14 protein-coding genes are annotated in these 19,608 nt (G+C 64.0%); 11 read left to right on the top strand and 3 right to left on the bottom strand.

The window, feature by feature from the left end; all coding sequences use genetic code 11:
• Positions 1-29: 29 nt before the first annotated feature.
• From AC07VI_RS26575 to AC07VI_RS26585, 3 genes are all read right to left on the bottom strand, one after another.
• Entirely contained in the window at positions 30-1,670 is a 1,641-nt protein-coding gene (locus AC07VI_RS26575) for a methyl-accepting chemotaxis protein (protein ID WP_086147608.1), read from the bottom strand.
• Positions 1,671-1,762: 92 nt separating this feature from the next.
• Entirely contained in the window at positions 1,763-2,878 is a 1,116-nt protein-coding gene (locus AC07VI_RS26580) for a patatin-like phospholipase family protein (protein ID WP_086147609.1), read from the bottom strand.
• A 312-nt stretch (positions 2,879-3,190) separates the two neighbouring features.
• Positions 3,191-4,105: a LysR family transcriptional regulator gene (locus tag AC07VI_RS26585; RefSeq protein WP_086147610.1), complete on the bottom strand. Its 915-nt coding sequence runs from the start codon at positions 4,103-4,105 to the stop codon at positions 3,191-3,193.
• A 106-nt stretch (positions 4,106-4,211) separates the two neighbouring features.
• Here AC07VI_RS26585 and AC07VI_RS26590 point away from each other — a divergent pair, with 106 nt between their 5' ends.
• From AC07VI_RS26590 to AC07VI_RS26640, 11 genes are all read left to right on the top strand, one after another.
• On the top strand, positions 4,212-5,771 hold the full coding sequence (locus tag AC07VI_RS26590) for an MFS transporter (protein ID WP_099419908.1): 1,560 nt from the start codon (positions 4,212-4,214) through the stop codon (positions 5,769-5,771).
• Between the two features lie 233 nt (positions 5,772-6,004).
• The gene (locus AC07VI_RS26595; protein WP_086147612.1) at positions 6,005-7,225 is read left to right on the top strand and encodes a maltoporin; all 1,221 of its coding nucleotides are present in this window, start codon (positions 6,005-6,007) and stop codon (positions 7,223-7,225) included.
• Positions 7,226-7,673: 448 nt separating this feature from the next.
• Positions 7,674-8,684 (top strand): substrate-binding domain-containing protein, encoded by a 1,011-nt coding sequence (locus AC07VI_RS26600; RefSeq protein ID WP_086147613.1) that lies wholly within the window; start codon positions 7,674-7,676, stop codon positions 8,682-8,684.
• 335 nt (positions 8,685-9,019) lie between these two features.
• Complete coding sequence (locus tag AC07VI_RS26605) at positions 9,020-10,657, top strand: alpha-amylase family glycosyl hydrolase (RefSeq protein ID WP_492993521.1); 1,638 nt, start codon at positions 9,020-9,022, stop codon at positions 10,655-10,657.
• A gap of 83 nt (positions 10,658-10,740) precedes the next feature.
• Positions 10,741-11,826 (top strand): ABC transporter ATP-binding protein, encoded by a 1,086-nt coding sequence (locus AC07VI_RS26610; protein WP_099376008.1) that lies wholly within the window; start codon positions 10,741-10,743, stop codon positions 11,824-11,826.
• Between the two features lie 105 nt (positions 11,827-11,931).
• Positions 11,932-13,152 carry a maltose/maltodextrin ABC transporter substrate-binding protein MalE gene (malE, locus tag AC07VI_RS26615; RefSeq protein WP_172404860.1) on the top strand — a complete coding sequence of 407 codons (1,221 nt, stop codon included), beginning with the start codon at positions 11,932-11,934 and terminating at the stop codon, positions 13,150-13,152.
• A 92-nt stretch (positions 13,153-13,244) separates the two neighbouring features.
• Positions 13,245-14,756 (top strand): maltose ABC transporter permease MalF, encoded by a 1,512-nt coding sequence (malF, locus tag AC07VI_RS26620; protein WP_099376007.1) that lies wholly within the window; start codon positions 13,245-13,247, stop codon positions 14,754-14,756.
• A gap of 10 nt (positions 14,757-14,766) precedes the next feature.
• Positions 14,767-15,657 carry a maltose ABC transporter permease MalG gene (gene malG, locus AC07VI_RS26625; protein WP_076570033.1) on the top strand — a complete coding sequence of 297 codons (891 nt, stop codon included), beginning with the start codon at positions 14,767-14,769 and terminating at the stop codon, positions 15,655-15,657.
• 2 nt (positions 15,658-15,659) lie between these two features.
• Complete coding sequence (locus AC07VI_RS26630) at positions 15,660-17,306, top strand: alpha-amylase family glycosyl hydrolase (protein ID WP_494808829.1); 1,647 nt, start codon at positions 15,660-15,662, stop codon at positions 17,304-17,306.
• Complete coding sequence (locus tag AC07VI_RS26635; protein WP_492993516.1) at positions 17,303-18,214, top strand: carbohydrate kinase family protein; 912 nt, start codon at positions 17,303-17,305, stop codon at positions 18,212-18,214. Before AC07VI_RS26630 ends, AC07VI_RS26635 begins: the two co-directional genes overlap by 4 nt.
• Before the next feature lie 103 nt (positions 18,215-18,317).
• Positions 18,318-19,604: an O-acetylhomoserine aminocarboxypropyltransferase/cysteine synthase family protein gene (locus AC07VI_RS26640; RefSeq protein ID WP_086147619.1), complete on the top strand. Its 1,287-nt coding sequence runs from the start codon at positions 18,318-18,320 to the stop codon at positions 19,602-19,604.
• Positions 19,605-19,608: the final 4 nt, after the last annotated feature.

Consider the following 19,608-nt stretch of genomic DNA (forward strand, 5'->3'; position numbering starts at 1 on the left):
ACCCCGGCATGCCGGGGTAGTCTCAAGCCTTAAGCGCGGACGCTGCGTCCTGGCAACGCCAGGCGCCGGCCGGCAACTGCCGGGGCCGGCAAGCCGCCCGCCACTTTCAACGATTTTCCATTCGCATCGCCACGCAGGCGGAACACGGCCACCACGTCGACCAGCTCCACGGCGCGGTCTTGCAGCGAGGACGCCGCGGCGGCCGCCTCTTCCACCAGGGCCGCATTTTGCTGAGTCACCTGGTCCATCTGGGAAATGGCCTGGTTGACCTGCTCGATGCCGGCGCTCTGTTCGTGGCTGGCATTGGCGATCTCGCCCATGATGTCCGTCACGCGCAGGATGCTGGCGACGATTTCTTCCATCGTCGCGCCCGCCTGGTCGACCAGCACGCTGCCCGTGTTGACTTTATCCACCGAATCCTCGATCAAGCCCTTGATTTCCCTGGCCGCCGCCGCCGAGCGCTGCGCCAGGTTGCGCACCTCGGTGGCCACCACGGCAAAGCCACGGCCCTGCTCGCCGGCACGGGCCGCTTCCACGGCGGCATTCAGCGCCAAAATATTGGTTTGGAAGGCAATGCCGTCGATCACGCCGATAATGTCGGCGATCTTCTTCGCCGATTCATTGATCGAACCCATCGTGCCCACCACCTGCGCCACCACGGCGCCGCCCTTGCGCGCCACGTCGGAGGCGGACACGGCCAGGGCATTCGCCTGGCGCGCATTGTCCGTATTCTGGCGCACGGCCGAGGTCAGCTCTTCCAGGCTGGAGGCTGTTTCCTCCAGGGAAGACGCCTGCTGTTCCGTGCGCACGGAGAGGTCCGCATTGCCGGCGGAAATCTGCGCGGCGGCCACGCTGACCGTATCGGCCGACGTGCGCACGGTGGCGATCACGCCGACTATGCGTTCGAGAAACTTGTTGAAGGCCGTGGCCGTGCGGCCCACCTCATCCATGCGCTCGACGGGCATGGGCGCGGACAGGTCCAGCGAGGCGCTGACCCGCTCCAGCGTGTGCTCGATATCGCCCAGGCCACCGCTGATGGTGCGATAGATATGCCATGCCAGCGCGCCCGTCAGCAGCACGGCCACGCCCAGCACGGCCAGCATGGTGTTAAACGCCGTGTCGTAGGCGGCCAGGCTCTCGGCCTTCACGTCGTCGACCAGCTTGTTGTTGTAGGCGATATGGTCATCCATGCTCTTTTTCGCGGCGGCGGCCGTGATGGCCAGTGGCGTGCCAGCAAGCAAGGTGGCGCGCACGCCATCCATGTCGCCCGCGTAGGCGGCGGCAAAGAACGGCACGAGCGCGCGGCGGTAGGCCTCCATGGCGGCCTGGTCGGCATCGAGCATCTTGCTGTCCGTGGCGTCGTACAGGCGCTCGGCGCGGTAGGTGGCGATGACCTTGTCGAAATTCGTGTTGGCGTCGGCCACGGCCTTGTCCAGCGCCGTCTTGTCGGCCAGGTTGGAGAACACGGACAGGCGGTAGCCGGCCAGGCGAGAATCCGCCAGGAAACCCTTGGCCGCATTCAAGCCCTGGATGCTGGGGATGATGCGGTTTTGCACGGTATCAAAACGTTCCTGGGCGCGCTGCAGCTGGATGGCGCCGCCGGCGCCCAGCAATAGCAGGGCCAGCAAGGCGATGGTGAGGGTCAGAATTAGTTGCTTGGTGATATTCATGGTGTTTCACAGTAAAAAGGGGGCCTGGCAAGGCCAGGCAGGATGAGTAGCTGCCGATCAGGTGGCCGGGATCGGTTGCGGGCGGCGCGAGCTTAGGCCGCCAGCGGGGAGGTTTCTGGCGTGCGGCGCAGCAAGTCGCCATGCTGGCGGCAGAACGCCAGGCCCGCCTTGTGGCCCACGTCGAACAGCAGCTGCATGTTCGAACTGGACCAGTCCAGGGTATCGGGCCAGTGCTGCTCGGGAATGCCGTCCATCAGGTCGAGCTTGAGCAAACGCCGCTTGGGCTGGCCCGTGCGCGCATCCGTGTTGTGCTCGAGTTCGAACAGGCGCAGCTCGCTCCTGGAAATCTTCACCAGCGGCGTGATGATGGAGCGCACCCAGGCGTCATACAGGTTGCGCGGCTTGCGCAGCAAGCGCTCGTCGCCGAGGATGTCGAGGATGACCAGGGTATCGGCGTCATGGTGCTCGCCCTTGCCTTCGATAAACGGGTCGAAATTGAGCGTATCGAGGGCCGCGCCTTCGATGTAGTCGTTGCCGTCGATGGTCGTGGGCGCGTACAGGAAGGGAAACGACAGGGCCGCCCGCACGTGGATGGGCTCGATTTCATGCTTGCCCCAGATTTGCATGCGGTGCTCGCTGAGGTTGTAGGCATTGATGTAGAAATCGGGGCGCATGCGGGCCACGCCGGAAAAATCCACGGCTTTTTCCAGGAAGGGCAAATGCGCGCACAGGCCCAGGCTTTTCGCCGACAGGTCCGATGGCGACAGCGACGACACCATCAGCTTGCCCCAGTCCGACCAGGCCGTGGGCATGCCCGCAAACGTTTGCTTGAACGCCTGGAAAAAGGGATTGTTGGCCGGTGGCTGGAAGGCGTCGCGGAAAGTGCTCGCCTGCATGCCCGGCTTCTGGAACACCTTGTAGTTGATCGGAATCATCTTGTAGATGCTGTCCGCCACGCCCGTGTCGGCCCAGCTTTGCAGCGCCTGGCGCGGCGTGGCCTCGTGCGGCGTGGTGTAAAGCAAACCCATCAGCACACCGGCGCCCGAGGCCGAAATGACGTCGAATTCGATGCCTTCGTCGAGAAACGCGGCCAGGGCGCCCGCGATCAATGTGGAATTGGGTGCACCGCCACCAAGCAGCAAGCCCGTCTTGCGGGCAGGCGTCGCGGCTGGCGCCGGATGTGGCGGCGTCGTGCTTACTGTCTTCATGCGCACTCCCTGAACGAAACGGGGTGATTACCCCTAATTGTTGGTTACTACACGCTTATTGCGCTTCATCTTGCACTTATCTTCACAACCATGAAATTGATGCAATATTGCGGAAACAGATATGAAATTAACATAAATAAATTCCTTATGGCAATTTAATTAACGCATGATGGATATTCAGAAAGGATATAAGCTGACGCTGCGCGGCGTAGCGTGGTGCATCGCAGCAAATAAATATTCTGCGATGTTAGGAAAAATCTCTTTGGGGTAGGAATATTCCTCAACTGGCCGCCATGGCGGCTGCCAGGCCGTTCAGGGGGCCGGAGGGGGCGCGGAAAAATGCAGGTGGGTACACAGATGGTCAACAAAGACGCGGATTTTCGGCGACAGATGGCGGCTCGATGGCCACAGCACCCAGAACTTGCTCGCGTATTCCAGGTACTCGTCCAGCACGGCTTGCAATTCGCCCCGTCCGATGGCGTCGCGCACGATAAAGTCGGGTAAATAGGCCAGGCCCACGCCCTGCGCGGCGGCACCGATCAAGGCTTCGATATTGTTGCAGGTCAAGGCCGTCGGCAGGCGCAGTTCGCCGCCGCTGTCGCCCTCGGCGCGCCGCAGGGCCCATTCCTGCAGCTTGCCCGTGGTGGGGAATTTATAGCGCACGCAGGCGTGACCTTCCAGCGCGCGCGGCGTGGCCGGCACGCCGTGGCGGGCGAAATACGCGGGAGAGCCGACGATGGCAAACGCAAACGGCCCCAGCTCGCGCGCCATCAGGCGCGAATCGGTGAGCGTGCCGCTGCGCACGGCCACGTCGATGCCTTCGGCCACCACGTCGACCAGGCGGTCGTTGAAATCGAGGTCGAGCTCGATCTCGGGATACTCGCGCGTAAAGGCGGCCAGCAGGGGCAGGATGATGCGGTAGCCGATCACGGGCAGGCTGACGCGCAGCTTGCCGCGCGGCGCCTCGGCCAGGTGCGACAATTCCGCCTCGGCATCGTCCAGGTCGGCCAGGATGCGCTGGCAGCGCTCGTAGAACAGCGCGCCCTCGTTGCTCAGGCTGATGCGCCGCGTGCTGCGGTTGAGCAGGCGCACGCCCAGCTTTTCTTCCAGCCGCGCCACGCTCTTGCCCACGGCCGAGGCCGACACCCCGAGCAGCCGCCCGGCCGCCACATAGCTGCAAGTTTCCGCCGCGCGCACGAAGGCGACGATGCCGTTCAGATTATCCATATCTTCTCACTAGGGAAAATTTGTCCGTTATGAGCGGCTTTTCAGCCACTTTCTCATGGATTGCGTCCATATTATCATCGAATTCCCTTTTTCTGGAATCATTCCCATGGATACGAATCTTCCCGCGCATGCCCCGGACCAAGCGACTGCACGGCGTATGCTGGTGCTGGCCGCCGTCTGCCTGGCCGCGCTGTGCATGCCGCTCAGTTTTACGGGGCCGGCCATCGCCATTCCCGCCATCGCCGCCGAACTGCGCGGCACGCCGCTGGCGCTGGCCTGGATCACGAATGCCTTCATGCTCAGCTTTGGCGGCTGCCTGATGGCGGCCGGCGCGCTGGCCGACCGCTATGGCCGCAAGCGCCTGTTCATGGCGGGCATGAGCTTGTTCTTCCTCGCCGCGCTGGCCCTGGCGGCCGCGCCCGGCATGCTTGCGCTGGACTTGCTGCGCGCCGTGCAGGGCCTGGCCTGCGCCATGGCCCTGTCGAGCGGACTGGCGGCGCTGGCGCAGGAATTCGACGGCCCCGCCCGCGCGCGCGCCTTCAGCCTGATCGGCACGGCCTTCGGCGTAGGCCTGGCCTTCGGCCCCTTCCTCGCAGGCCTGCTCATTGCCCGCACGGGCTGGCGCGCCATCTTCATTGCCACGGCCGCTGCCGCACTGGCCGCCCTGCTGGCCGCTGCGCGCACCATGCGCGAAACGCGCGACCCGCAGGCGCAAGGCGTGGACTGGCCCGGCGCGCTGACGTTTACGGGCGCCTTGTCGCTGTTTACGTATGGCTTGCTGCAGGCGCCGCACAAAGGCTGGGGCAGCGCCGCCAGCCTGGGGCTGTTCGGCGGCGCGGCCCTGCTGCTGGCCGCGTTCATCGGCGCGGAGCGGCGCGCCGCGCGGCCCATGCTCGATTTATCGCTGTTCCGCCTGCCCGCTTTTGCCGGCGTGCAATTGCTGGCCGCCGCACCCGCGTTTTCCTTTGTCGTGCTGCTGGTGCTGCTGCCGGCCCGCTTCATCGGCATCGAGGGTTACAGCGCCTTTGACGCGGGGCGCATGATGATCGCCCTGTCGGCGCCCATGCTGGTGCTGCCGATCCTGGCCGGCATGGCGGCGCAGCGCATCGCCGCCGCGCATATCTGCGCCTGCGGCTTGCTGCTGGCGGCCGGCGGCCTGCTGTGGCTGTCGACGTGCGCGCCGGGCCAGCCATCCTTGAGTTTGCTGGCACCGCTGCTGCTGATCGGCTGCGGCATCAGCCTGCCCTGGGGCTTGATGGACGGCCTGGCCATCAGCGTCGTGCCCGTCGAGCGGGCCGGCATGGCGGCCGGCATCTTCAACACGACGAGGGTGGCGGGCGAAGGCCTGGCGCTGGCCATCGTCAGCGCGTTGCTGGGCACGTTTACTGTCGCAGCGCTGGGCGGCACTGCCGGCATCGGCGCGCAACAGGCGGCGCAGGCGGGCCCCTTCCTGGCGCTGGGCGAACTGCGCCACGCGGCGACCCTGCTGCCGCAGGCGGGCGCCGCCGAACTGGCGCAAGCATACGGCATCGCATTCCGCCACTTGCTGTATGTGCTGGCGAGCATCACGACGGCCTCGGCCCTGCTGATCCTGGCATTTTTGCGCCATCCGGCCCCAGCTGCAGCGGACTCGGCCACCCTGCCTGCCTGCAAGGCGCACAACTAAGCCGCCCAGTTAGCAATAGCAGCCATTCCCCCTCCAGCAATATCCGGCGGCGCCCACGCGCCGCCCCTTCCTGATGTTTCTCCGCAACACCTCAAAAGTTTTCAAGAATAAAACCAGTTTACTGATCAAAGCGCTTTGAACTATACTCAAAGCGCTTTGAAACAGAATTAAAGCGCTTTGGCTACGCAAGTGATATGCGACCATCCCACACCTATAAAAACACTGGAGACACAATGAACACATTTTTCCTGAAGGCGATGCCAGCGGCAGTCGTCATGGCCTTGAGCGCGTCGGCTGCCCAGGCCGCCCTGCCCATCGATTTCGGCGGCTACATCCGCTCGGGCTTCGGCACCAGCAGCGAAGGCGGCAAGGAAGCCTGTTTCGGCCTGGCCGGCGCCTCGTCCAAGTATCGCCTGGGCAATGAGTGCGAAACCTACGGCGAGCTGAAATTCGGCGGCGAAGCGTTCAAGGCAGCCAACGGCACCACTTTCCGCATCAATACCCTGGTGGCGTTCTCCGTCAACCAGAACCAGGACTGGGAGCAATCGGACCCGTCGTGGCGCGAAATGAACGTGGTGGCCGACAAGATCGGCACGGGCGCCTTCGCCGAAGCGCGCGCCTGGGTCGGCAAGCGTTACTACGACCGCCAGGACGTGCACATCACCGATTACTACTTCTGGAATAACAGCGGCCCCGGCGCCGGCCTGGAAAACATCGACCTGGGCGCGGCCAAGCTGGCCTACGCCATCGTGCGCACGGCTGACGACAAGGACAGCAAGCGCATGGGCCTGTCCCACGACCTGCGCTTTTCCGGCATCAAGGTCAACCCGGACGGCGAACTGACCCTGGGCCTGCAATTCAACCAGAAACGCAACGCGCAAGGCGCGGCCCCCATCGCCAGCGGCCACTTGCTGACCATCATGCATACGCAAGGCAATCTGCTGGGCGGCTTCAACAAGGTGGCCTTGCAGTTCGGCAAGGGCAGCGCCGCCAACACGGGCGGCTTCAGCCTGGGCGCCGACAAGGACGACAAGGTCACGCGCCTGACGGAACAGATCATGATCCAGCCCAAGGGGGCCTGGTCGGGCATGGGCACCTTCGTCTACGAAGACAAGCAAACGGCGGGCGTGAGCAGCAAGTGGACCTCGATCGGCGCGCGCCCCGTCTACCACTTCACGGACAACTACAGCCTGGCCGTGGAACTGGGCCACGACATCGTCAAGCCGGAAGGCGGCGAAAGCCGCAACCTGACCAAGCTGACGTTTGCGCCGCAATTGTCGGCCGGCAACAGTTTCTGGTCGCGCCCCGTGCTGCGCGCCTTCTACACCTACGCCAAATGGAACAAGGCGGCCCAGTCGGCCGCCGCGGCGGAATCGGCGCTGTCCTCGACGGGCGTGTTCGGCGGCAAGACCAACGGCAGCTCCATGGGTTTCCAAGTCGAATCCTGGTGGTAAGAGCATCTGAAAAACGTCCATGACGGCGTTGCAAGGGCTAGCCGTACTAGCGTACTGTCTTCGCCCTTGCGCCTGGCCCTGAACGTTTTATCAGACGCTCTCTATTAAGAGAGGCATCCCACACTGGCTGATGCCGCAAGGCGCCAGCCTCTGGCAGCAACACCGCCCGCTTTCACTGGGGCATGCATTATCCGGATCCACCATCTCGCCGCTGCACGCGATGGCCGGCAGCTTCATGTAGTGATTCAGCAGTATCCTCTTTTAGCGCGGGCGCCCCTGGTTTGCCCGCGTATTTTTTTTGGGCGCTGGCGCCGCAGCTCATTACCCATGATTGCCATGGCATTTATCAGATAAACTACCCCCCATCGCATTGCACTGCAGCGCCCCGCCCACCGGCAGGACGCAGGCAGGCAAGACCCACCCTGGATAGACCCCGACTGCAGCATCCATGAACCTCAAAAATCTCGCCAAAACGCTAGGAATATCCGAAACCACCGTCAGCCGCGCCTTGAATGGCTATCCGGAAGTGAGCGAACGCACGCGCGAACGGGTGCTGGCCGCCGCGCAGGCGGCCGGCTACCGGCCCAATCCCATGGCGCGCAGCCTGGCCGTGGGGCGCACGAACATCGTCGGCATCATCTACCCGCTGATGCCGAACGACCTGGCCGACCCCATGTTCATCGAGATCGTGGGCGGCATGTCCGAAGCGCTGGAAGCGCAGCAGATGGACATGATCATCGCGCCCGCCTCGGCCAGCAAGGAATTTTCCACCTATGAACGCATGGTCAAGGGCCGCCGCATCGACGGCCTGATCGTCGGACGGACAAAACCGTTCGACGAACGCATCGCCTACCTGGCGCAGCAGGGCATGCCCTTCGTCGCGCACGGCCGCACGCAGCTGAACCAGCCGCACGCGTGGTTCGACTACGACAACGAGGCGGGCATGCGCCTGGCCGTCGAGCGCCTCGCGCAGCTGGGCCACCAGCGCATCGGCCTGATCAGCGCCACGCCGGACCTGAACTTCGTGCGCCAGCGCGTCGACAGCTTCCAGCATGCCATGCAGGCGGGCGGCCTGGCCGTCGATCCCGACAACCTGGTCGACAATGCGCACGACCGCCGCGCCGGCTACCAGGCCATGCAGCGCCTGCTGGCCCGCTCGCCCCGCCCCACGGCCGTCATCGTCGACAACCACATGTCGGGCGTGGGCGCCGTACGCGCCCTGCTCGACGCGGGCATCGCCATCGGGCGCGAGATGTCGCTGATCGTCTGGGGCGTGATGGAAGATTCCCTGGCCGGCCACAACGTCACCACCGTCGTCCAGCCCGACCCGCGCGGCGCCGGCGCGAAGATGATCCAGATGCTGCTGGCCCTGATGGACGGCACGCCCGCCACCGACCTGCAGGAACTGTGGCCGTGCGAACTGCTGCCGGGCGAGTCGGCGGGGCCGGTCATTATGTAGCTCAATAGTGCATTGGCCCGCAGCAGAAAGCTGGGGGCAGTCACTGTGTGATCGGGATGCGTCCCATTGCGACGCATTCCCCCTCAGGGTCCGCCCCCAGCCTCCGCTTGGGGTTTCGTAAAACGCCCTCTTCCGCTCTGTTTTTCCCTCCTGAATCACCCTCATAAAAAAATCGTATGTCTGGCGCGCGTATCGCTTTACTTTTCAAAGCGCTTTGAACTATACTCATTTCATACCCAAAGCGCTTTGAATTTTAAAATAAGACGTTTGCCTACCAACCAGCAGCGCTCGCCCTGATAGCTGAAGCTACAGGCGACTTTTTTAAGAAATCATTCATGCCGACCATCCAGAACAATCTCGCCCACCTGCCCGCCGACTGGTGGCGCAGCGCCGTCATCTACCAGGTCTATCCACGCAGCTTCCTCGACAGCAATGGCGACGGCATCGGCGACTTGCCCGGCATTACCTCCAAGCTCGATTACATCGCCGCCCTGGGCGCCGACATCGTGTGGATCTCGCCCTTCTTCACGTCGCCAATGAAAGACTTCGGCTACGACGTGGCCGATTTCTGCGACGTCGACCCCATGTTCGGCACCCTGGCCGATTTCGACCGCCTGGTGGCGCGCGCCCATGAACTGGGCCTGAAAGTGATGATCGACCAGGTGCTGTCGCACTCGTCCGACGTCCACCCTTGGTTCGTGGAAAGCCGCTCCAGCCGCGACAATCCCAAGGCCGACTGGTATGTGTGGGCCGACCAGAAGCCGGACGGCACGGCGCCGAACAACTGGCTGTCCGTGTTCGGCGGTTCCGCCTGGCAATGGGAGCCGCGCCGCGGCCAGTACTACCTGCATGATTTCCTCGCCAGCCAGCCCGACCTGAACTTCCATAATCCGGCCGTGCAGCAGGCGCAGCTGGACAACCTGCGTTTCTGGCTCGAGCGCGGCGTCGACGGTTTCCGTTTCGATTCCTGCAATTTCCCGTATCACGACCAGTTGCTGCGCGACAATCCGCCCGCCGCCCAGCGCGACGCGAGCAGCGTGTCGGCCATCAACCCCTACGGCATGCAGGCGCACGTGTACGACAAGACGCAGCCGGAAAACATCGCTTATTTGCAGCGCGTGCGCGCCATCCTTGACGAATATCAAGCCATTTCCATCGGTGAAGTGGGCGACGACAATGCGCTGGCCACCATGGCCGCCTACACGGGCGCCGACAAGCTGCACATGGCTTACAGTTTCAACTTGCTGACGGCGGAGTTTTCCGCCGCGCACATCCGCACCCAGGTGGAAGAATTCGAGGCGCAAGTGGCCGATGGCTGGGCTTCCTGGTCCGTGGGCAACCACGACAGCGTGCGCGTCATGACGCGCTGGGGCGGCGAGAACCCGTCGCCTTCGCTGGCCAAGGTGGTGCTGGCCGTGCAGGCGGCGCTGAAAGGCACGCCATGCCTGTACCAGGGCGACGAACTGGCGCTGACGGAGGCGGACATTGCTTTTGAGGCGCTGCAAGATCCGTACGGCATCCCGTTCTGGCCCCAGTTCAAGGGCCGCGACGGCTGCCGCACGCCGATGCCATGGGTGGCCGATGCGCCGCATGGCGGCTTCAGTAATGCCAAACCTTGGCTCCCCGTGCCGCCGGAACACCTGGCGCGCGCCGTGGATGTCGAAGAAAACGATGCTGCTTCACCCTTGCAGTTCGCGCAAAATATCCTCGCCTGGCGCCGTACCCTGCCGCAATTGCTGCGCGGCGATATCGTCTTCTTCGATGCGCCGGAACCCGTGCTGGCCCTGCGCCGCGACCTGGCCGGTGAACCGTCCGTGCTGGCCGCCTTCAACCTGGGCACGCAAGCCGTCACGTTCAGCTGGCCTGACGCGGCACCAGCGGCCGACCTGGCCGGTCACGGCTTGCCAGGCAGTAAAGATGGCCAGCAGATCAGCCTGCCACCGCATGGCGCCTGGTTCGGCACCCACGCTTAAACAGTACCTTTGGCGGCCATGCCGCCAATTACAATAACGAGCCCCGCGCATCAGCGGGGACGGATAGACACAGTGAGGACGACATGGCAGGACTGAAATTAGCAGGGCTGAAGAAGGCATATGGCGACGTGCAAACCCTGCACGGCATCGACCTGGAGATCGCCGATGGCGAGTTCATGGTCTTCGTGGGCCCGTCCGGCTGCGGCAAATCGACCTTGCTGCGCAGCATCTGCGGCCTGGAAGAAATCAGCGGCGGCGACTTGTTCATCGGCAAGACGCGCATGAACGACGTGCCGCCCGCCAAGCGCGGCATCGCCATGGTGTTCCAGAGCTACGCGCTGTACCCGCACATGAGCGTGGCGCAGAACATGGCCTTCGGCCTGAAACTGGCCGGCATGAACAAGGTACAGATTGCCGACGCCGTGCAGCGCGCCGCCCAGATCCTGCGCATCGAACCTTTGCTCGAACGCAAACCGAAAGACTTGTCGGGCGGCCAGCGCCAGCGCGTGGCCATCGGCCGCGCCATCGTGCGCAAGCCCGACGTTTTCCTGTTCGACGAACCGCTGTCCAACCTGGACGCTTCGCTGCGCGTGCAGATGCGCATCGAACTGGCGAATCTGCACCGCGAGTTGCGCTCGACCATGATCTACGTCACGCATGACCAGGTCGAGGCGATGACCCTGGCCGACCGCATCGTCGTGCTCAACGCGGGCCGCATCGAACAGGTGGGCGCGCCACTGGAGCTGTACCACCATCCCGCCAACCTGTTCGTCGCCGGCTTCCTCGGCTCGCCCCGCATGAATTTCCTCACGGGCAAGATCCACAGCTATGCGGACGGCGTGGCCGCGATCGCCACGACGGCCGGCGGCATGCTGCAGGCGGCGTTGACGCAGCCGCTGGCCAGCGGCACCCCCGTCACCATCGGCGCGCGCCCCGAGCACGTGCAGGCGTGCGCGCCCGGCGCCGCCTCCGCCATCACGGCCACCGTGCAGGCCGTGGAAAAACTGGGCGACATCAGTTACCTGTATGTACAGGTGCCCGGCGGCGAGGAGCCGCTGGTGGTGCGCGCCGATGCCGATACGGACTGGGCGATTGGCCAGTCCGTGGCGCTGCAAGTGGCGCCCTCCCGCGTCCACGTGTTCGACGAGCATGGCCAGACCCGTACCTGAAGCCTTCCCTTTTGCGGGCCAGGCGCTACAGGCGCCGCCTGGCCTGGTTGCATCGGTTCAGCCTTGAAACTTAATCAACATAAAAAAAGACAACTGGAGATTGACATGTCCTTCACGCACCCGAAACGCAGCTTCATCAAAACCACCTTGATCGCCGCCGCCCTGGCCGGCATCGGCAACCTGGCCGCCGTCAGCCTGGCCAATGCGGCCGAAGCGGGCACCTTGTTGATCTGGATCAATGGCGACAAAGGCTACAAGGGCCTGGCCAAGGTCGGCGAGGAATTTACCAAAAAGACGGGCGTCAAGGTCGTCGTCGAGCATCCGGAAGATGCACCCAACAAATTCCAGCAGGCCGCCGCCGCCGGCAAGGGCCCGGACATCTGGATCTGGCCGCACGACCGCATCGGCGGCTGGATCGATGCCGGCCTGCTGCAACCATTGACGCCAAGCAAGGAAGCGCGCGCCGCCATCCTGCCGCTGGCGTGGAACGCCTTCACCGTGGGCGGCAAGACCTGGGGCTACCCGATGTCCATCGAAGCCGTCGCCCTCGTCTACAACAAGGACCTGGTGCCGAATCCGCCGAAGACCTTCGAGGAAATCGCCGCGCTGGACAAGAAACTGTCGGCGCAAGGCAAGAAAGCCATCCTGTGGGACTACACGAACACCTATTTCACGTGGCCCCTGCTGGGCGCCGGCGGCGGCTTCCCGTTTGAAGTCAAGTCCGACGGCCGCTACGACGCGACGAAAACCGGCGTGAACAATGCCGGTGCCGTGGCCGGCGTGAACGCCGTCATGACCTTGATCAACAGTGGCGCCATGGCCAAGGGCGCCGGCTACGCGGAAATGGAAGCCGGCTTCAACCAGGGCAAGATCGCCATGATGATCAACGGCCCTTGGTCGTGGGATAACGCGCGCAAGTCGAAGATCAATTTCGGCGTGGCGACCATCCCTACCGTGGCCGGCAAGACGGCCACCCCGTTCGTCGGCGTGCTGGGCGCGATGATTTCAAAAGCCAGCCCGAACAAGGACCTGGCAACGGAATTCCTGGAAAACCAGATGCTGCAGATCAATGGCTTGAAAACCATCAATGCCGACGTTCCACTGGGCACGCCAGCGAACAAGGTGCTGTTTGCCGAGCTGAAATCGAATCCGAACATCCAGGCGACGATGGAAAGCGCGCAAGCGGGCCGCCCGATGCCGAACAACCCGGAAATGGGCCGTTTCTGGTCGTCGATGCAATCGGCGCTGGAAAACATCACGCAAGGCCGCCAGAGCACCAAGGAAGGTCTGGATGCGGCGGCGAAGCGGATCACGACGGCAAACTAAGTCACTCAAGGGGCTAGCCCCTCCGGGGCCGGCATGCGCGCCACCGGCGCGCATGCCCCCCGGGTCTTTCACCATCTTCACAGGTATCCATCGTGCGCAAGTTTATCGGCCCTACGGTATTGACCATCAGCATGGCGCTGGGTCTGTATCTGCTCTTCATGTTGTACATTTCCGGCCAGACCATGCTGGCCGCCGTCTTCCTCGGCTTGCTAACCCTGACGACGTTTGTCTTCACGTCGCCGCGCGCCTATGCCTACCGCTACCTGTTTCCCGGCATCACGGCCGTCATCGTCTTCGTGCTGTTGCCGCTCGTGTACACGGTGTCGATCGGTTTTACCAATTTCAGTTCGCGCAACCTGCTCACCTACGAGCGCGCCACGCAGTACCTGCTCGACGAGACGCAGCGCGTGGAAAGCGCCGGCTATGCGATGACCGTGCACCCGGACAACAAGGAATACCGCTTGCGCCTGGAAAGCCCGGACACGGGCGAAATCCTGCTGACGGCACCGCTGGCCCTGAAGCGCGCCGTGCCGCTGAACGTGGAGGTGGCGCCGCCGGACCCCGTGCAGGCGCCCGTGCTGGCCCCCGCCCTGCCCATCAAGGACATCATCGCCCTGCAAAAGGACTTGAAGCTGCTCACCCTGGTCCTGCCGAACAGGATAGAGCTGCGCATGGTGGGCTTGCGCGAATTCGGCCCCGTCGCGCATGTCTACAAGCAACTCCCCGACCACACCCTCAAAAAAGTCGCCACGGGCGAACTCGTGACACCGAACTTCAAGACGGGCTTTTATGAAATGCCGGATGGCACGAAACTGGAACCGGGCTTCAAGGTCAACGTCGGCTTCGCCAACTTCGTCAAGATTTTCTCCGACGAAGCATTCCGCGGCCCCTTCCTGCGTATTTTTGTGTGGACCATCGTTTTCGCCCTGATCAGCGTGGCCACCACGACTGGCCTGGGCATGGTGCTGGCCGTACTGCTGAACTGGGATGCGCTGCGCTTCCGCGGCCTGTACCGCACCCTGCTGTTCCTGCCGTATGCCGTACCGGGCTTCATTTCCATCCTGGTCTTCAAGGGGCTGTTCAACAACAACTTCGGCGAAATCAACCTCGTGCTCGACGCCCTGTTCGGCATCAAGCCCGCCTGGTTCTCGGACACCACCCTGGCCAAGGCCATGATCCTGATCGTCAACACCTGGCTCGGCTACCCCTACATGATGGTCGTGTGCATGGGCCTGATCAAGGCGATTCCGTCGGACCTGTACGAAGCGTCGGCCCTGGCCGGCGCGGGCCCGCTGACGAATTTCTTCAAGATAACGTTACCGTTGATCATCAAGCCGCTGACACCGCTGATGGTGGCCAGCCTGGGTTTCAATTTTAATAATTTCGTACTGATCAGCTTGCTGACGGGCGGGCGTCCAGATTTCCTCGACACAACCTTACCGGCCGGCACCACGGACTTGCTCGTGTCCTACACCTACCGCATCGCATTCGAGGATTCCGGCCAGAACTTCGGCCTGGCCGCCGCCATCTCGACCCTGATCTTCTTCCTCGTGGCCGCGATTTCGCTGGTCAACATGCGCCTGACGCGCATGAACAAAGCATAAAGGACAGACCATGGCTATCGTTGTCGACCGTTCCAACCGCTGGCGCATCCTGGCGGCCCACGTCGCCGTGATCGCGCTGATCGCGCTGGTGATGTTTCCCTTCCTGATGATCCTGTCGATTTCATTACGCCCAGGCAACTTTGCCTCGGGCAGCTTGATACCGCCCGAGATCAGCTTCGAGCACTGGCGCCTGGCCCTGGGCATGTCCTACCAGGCCGCCAACGGCGCCCTCGTCGAGCCGGACTTTCCCGTGCTGCTGTGGCTGTGGAATTCCATCAAGGTGGCCACCATGAGCGCCACCGTCACCGTGCTGCTGTCGACCACCTGCGCGTATGCGTTCGCGCGCATGCAGTTCCGCTTCAAGTCGCAGACGCTGTCCGCCCTGATGCTGCTGCAGATGTTCCCCGCCGTGCTGGCCCTGGTGGCCATCTACGCCATCTTCGACCTGCTGGGCAGCTACGTGCCATGGCTGGGCATCGACCACCACGGCAGCCTGGTACTGGCCTACACGGGCGGCATCGCCATGCACATCTGGACCATCAAGGGCTACTATCAAACCATCCCCATCGAGATCGAGGAAGCGGCCAAGGTCGACGGCGCCACGCAGTGGCAGGCGTTTGTCTACGTGCTGCTGCCGATGACGGTACCCATTTTGATGGTGGTGTTCCTGCTGTCGTTCATCGGCGCCATCATCGAATACCCGATCGCTTCCGTGCTGCTGCATGAGCAGAACAACCTGACCCTGGCCGTCGGCTCGAAACTGTTCCTGTACGAGCAAAAATACCTGTGGGGCGACTTCGCCGCGGCGGCCATTTTGTCCGGCCTGCCCATCACGGCCGTGTTCCTGCTGGCGCAGAAGTGGATGATCTCCGGCCTGACGGCTGGCGGCGTGAAGGGCTGACCATGCGCCGCGCCCTGACTGCGCTGGCCGCCCTCTTGCTCAGCGCTTCGGCGCAGGCAGGCAGCCTCAGCTTTGCCGACAACCCCATCGTCTACTTTGCCGTGACGGACCGCTTCGCCAACGGCAATCCCGGCAACGACAATTCCTATGGCCGCGCCGCCGACCCGCAAGGCGGCGACGTCGGCAGCTTTCACGGCGGCGACCTCGCCGGCATCACGCAGCAGCTCAAAGCCGGCTATTTCAAGGACCTGGGCGTCAACGCCCTGTGGATCACGGCGCCGTACGAGCAGATCCACGGCTGGGTGGTGGGCGGCAAGCAGCAATTCCGGCATTACGCCTACCACGGCTACTGGGCGCTCGACTACACGACCATGGACGCCAACATGGGCACGCGCGAGGAACTGCGCGAGATGATCAACACCGCCCACGCGCAAGGCATCCGCGTGCTGTTCGACGTGGTGCTGAACCACCCCGGCTACGCGGACTTGCGCACCCTGGCCGAATACAAGGTGCCCGTGCTGTGGCCCGGCCATGAAAAAGCCACGCTGCGCGACTATCACAGCTTCATCGACTACAACAACTTTGATTTCGCACAATGGTGGGGCCCGGACTGGGTGCGCGCCGGCTTGCCCGGCTACCCCGACGGCGGCAAGGACGGCTACACGATGCAGCTGGCGTATCTGCCCGACTTCCGCACGGAGAGCGCCAAGGCCGTGGGTTTGCCGCCGATTTTGCAGCGCAAGGCGGACACGCGCGCCGTCACCCTGCCCGGCACCACCGTGCGCGGCTACCTGGTAAGTTGGCTGGCCGACTGGGTGCGCGAATTCGGCGTCGACGGTTTCAGGGCCGACACCGTCAAGCACGTGGAACCGAGCAGCTGGCTGGCCCTGCGCGCGGCCGCCACAGAGGCATTACAAGACTGGAAAACGCGCCATCCCGAACAAAAGATCGATGACGCACCCTTCTGGATGACGGGCGAAGCGTGGGGCCATGGCCCCGAGCGCAGCGGCTGGCATGACGCCGGCTTCGACTCGATGATCAATTTCGATTTTCAAGGCCGCGCCGGCGGCGACTGGAAAAGCATCGATGGCGTCTACCGCCAGTACGCGGGCTTGCTCGGTAAACGCATTGGCAATGAGCCCCGCTACGACATCCTGTCGTATATCTCCTCGCACGACACCAGCCTGTTCCCGCGCGAGCGGCTAAAACATGGCTTGAGCGCCCTGCTGCTGGCGCCGGGCGGCGTGCAGCTGTTCTATGGCGACGAAAGCGCGCGCCAGCCTGGCGCGGCGCCCGTCGGCGACGAACAGCAGGCCACACGCTCCGACATGAACTGGGACTCGCTCGATGCGGCCACCCTCGCGCATGCGCGCAAGCTGGGCCAGTTCCGCCTGCGCCACCCCGCCCTGGCGCGCGGTGAACACGGCTTGATCCAGGACAAACCGTATGCATTCGCCCGCGTGACGCAGGATGACGCCGTCATCGCCGTGCCCGAGGCGCAGGGGGCGCTCGAACTGAAAGTCCACGGCGTCTTTGCCGATGGCGCCCTGCTGCGCGACGCCTACACGCATCAAACATACCTGGTAAAAGATGGCGCCGTCGCCGTGAACGCGGCCGGCACCGTCCTGTTGGAAAAGGCGGCACCATGAGTACCTATGACATTTTAGTGGTCGGCGGCGCCGGCATCGACACCATCGTGCGCGTCCCCAGCCTGCAACTGCCCGTGGCCGATTCGCTGCACGTGCCGCCCATCCGCGACTACGTGGCGCACACGGGCAATGGCGTGGCGCTCGGCTGCCACGCGCTGGGCCTGCGCTGCAAGTTCATCGACTTCATCGGCGACGATGCGCAGGGCGCGGCCATCCTGCAGCGCTATAAAGAGACCAAGCTCGATTTTTCGCATCTCGTCGAACCGTCGGGCACGCGGCGCAGCGTCAACCTGGTCGACCCGCAAGGGCGCCGGCTGTCGCTGTACGACGGCCGCCATCCGGAAGACGTGCGCATGCCCGCCGCTTTCTATCTTCCCTACCTGGGGCCGGCGCGCCACGCGCACTTTTCCATCATGGGCTGGGTGGCCGCGCTGTTTGACGACGCGCAAGCGTGCGGCACCACGGTGTCGACCGATTTGCATGACTGGGATGGCGTCAACCCGCACCACAAGGTGTTTGCGCTGCGCGCCGACCTGGTCTTCCTCAGCACGGCCGCGCTGGGCGAGCGCAGAGAGTCCGTCATGCGCGCAATTCTTTCGGAAGGCCGCGCGCAGCTTGTCATCGCCATGGCCGGCGCGCACGGCGCCTATCTGCTGGAACGGGGCAGCGAGCAGGTCCGCCACTTCCCGTGCGCGCCACTCGACCTGCCCGTGGTGGACAGCAACGGCGCGGGCGACTCGTTCGTGGCCGCGTTTTTGCACGCCTGGCTCGGTGGCGCAGGCCTGGACACCGCCATGCGCCGCGGCGCCATCGGCGGCGCGTTTGCCTGCGCCCAGCATGGCACGCATGAACGGTTCATCGGCCAGGCGGAGCTGCATGACTTATATCAAGACAGCACTAGCTTATGACTTAATATTCTATCAAGCGTAGCATCGAGCTAACGGGCGCATGGCACAATGGCTGCGAATTTCAAACGCTTCACCCTCGCAGACCATTCGAACCGGAGACCACATGAGAATCGAAACCCTGGCCGTGCACGCCGGCTACACCCCCGACCCGACCACCAAGGCCGCCGCCGTCCCCATCTACCAGACGGTGGCCTACGCATTCGACAATGCCCAGCATGGCGCCGACCTGTTCGACCTCAAGGTGGCCGGCAATATCTACACGCGCATCATGAATCCCACGCAGGACGTGCTGGAAAAGCGCGTGGCGGCGCTCGAAGGCGGCGTGGCCGCGCTGGCCGTGGCCTCGGGCATGGCGGCGATTACCTACGCGATCCAGACCATCGCGGAGGCGGGCGACAATTTCATCTCCGCCAGCCAGCTGTATGGCGGCACCTACAACCTGTTTGCCCACACCCTGCCGCAGATCGGCATCGAAGTGCGCTTCGCCGATGCGCGCCAGCCCGAAACCTTCGCCGCCCTCATCGACTCCCGCACCAAGGCCATCTTCTGCGAATCGATCGGCAACCCGCTGGGCAATGTGACGGACGTGGCCAAGCTGGCCGAAATCGCGCACGCGCACGGCATCCCGCTGATCGTCGATAACACGGTACCGAGCCCCTATCTGTTCCGCCCCATCGAGCATGGCGCCGACATCGTCGTCCATTCGCTGACCAAATACCTGGGCGGCCACGGCACCACCGTGGGCGGCGCCATCGTCGACAGCGGCAAGTTCCCCTGGGCCGAGCACAAGCAGCGCTTCAAGCGCCTGAACGAGCCGGACGTGTCCTACCACGGCGTGGTCTACACGGAAGCGTTCGGTCCCGCCGCCTTCATCGGCCGCGCGCGCGTCGTCCCGCTGCGCAACATGGGTGCGGCCATTTCGCCGCTCTCCGCCTTCCAGCTGATCCAGGGCATCGAAACCCTGGCCCTGCGCATGGACCGCATCTGCGACAACACGCTGGCCCTGGCCAGACACCTGAAAAACCATCCGAAAGTCGCGTGGGTCAATTACGCGGGCCTGGAAGACCACCCGGACCACGCGCTGGTGAAAAAATACATGCATGGCCGCGCCTCGGGCATTTTGTCCTTCGGCCTGAAGCTGGCGGCAGGCGAAGACCCGCGCGCGGCCGGCGCCCGCGTGCTCGACGCCCTGCAGCTGTTTACGCGCCTGGTCAACATCGGCGACGCCAAGTCGCTGGCCACGCATCCGGCCTCCACCACGCACCGCCAGCTCAACCCAGAAGAACTGGCCAAGGCGGGCGTGTCCGAAGACATGCTGCGCCTGTCCGTGGGCATCGAGCATATCGACGACTTGCGCGAAGACCTGGAACAGGCATTGAACGCGGCCTGAGGCA

The organism is Janthinobacterium sp. GW821-FHT03A03 (genome assembly GCF_059421435.1).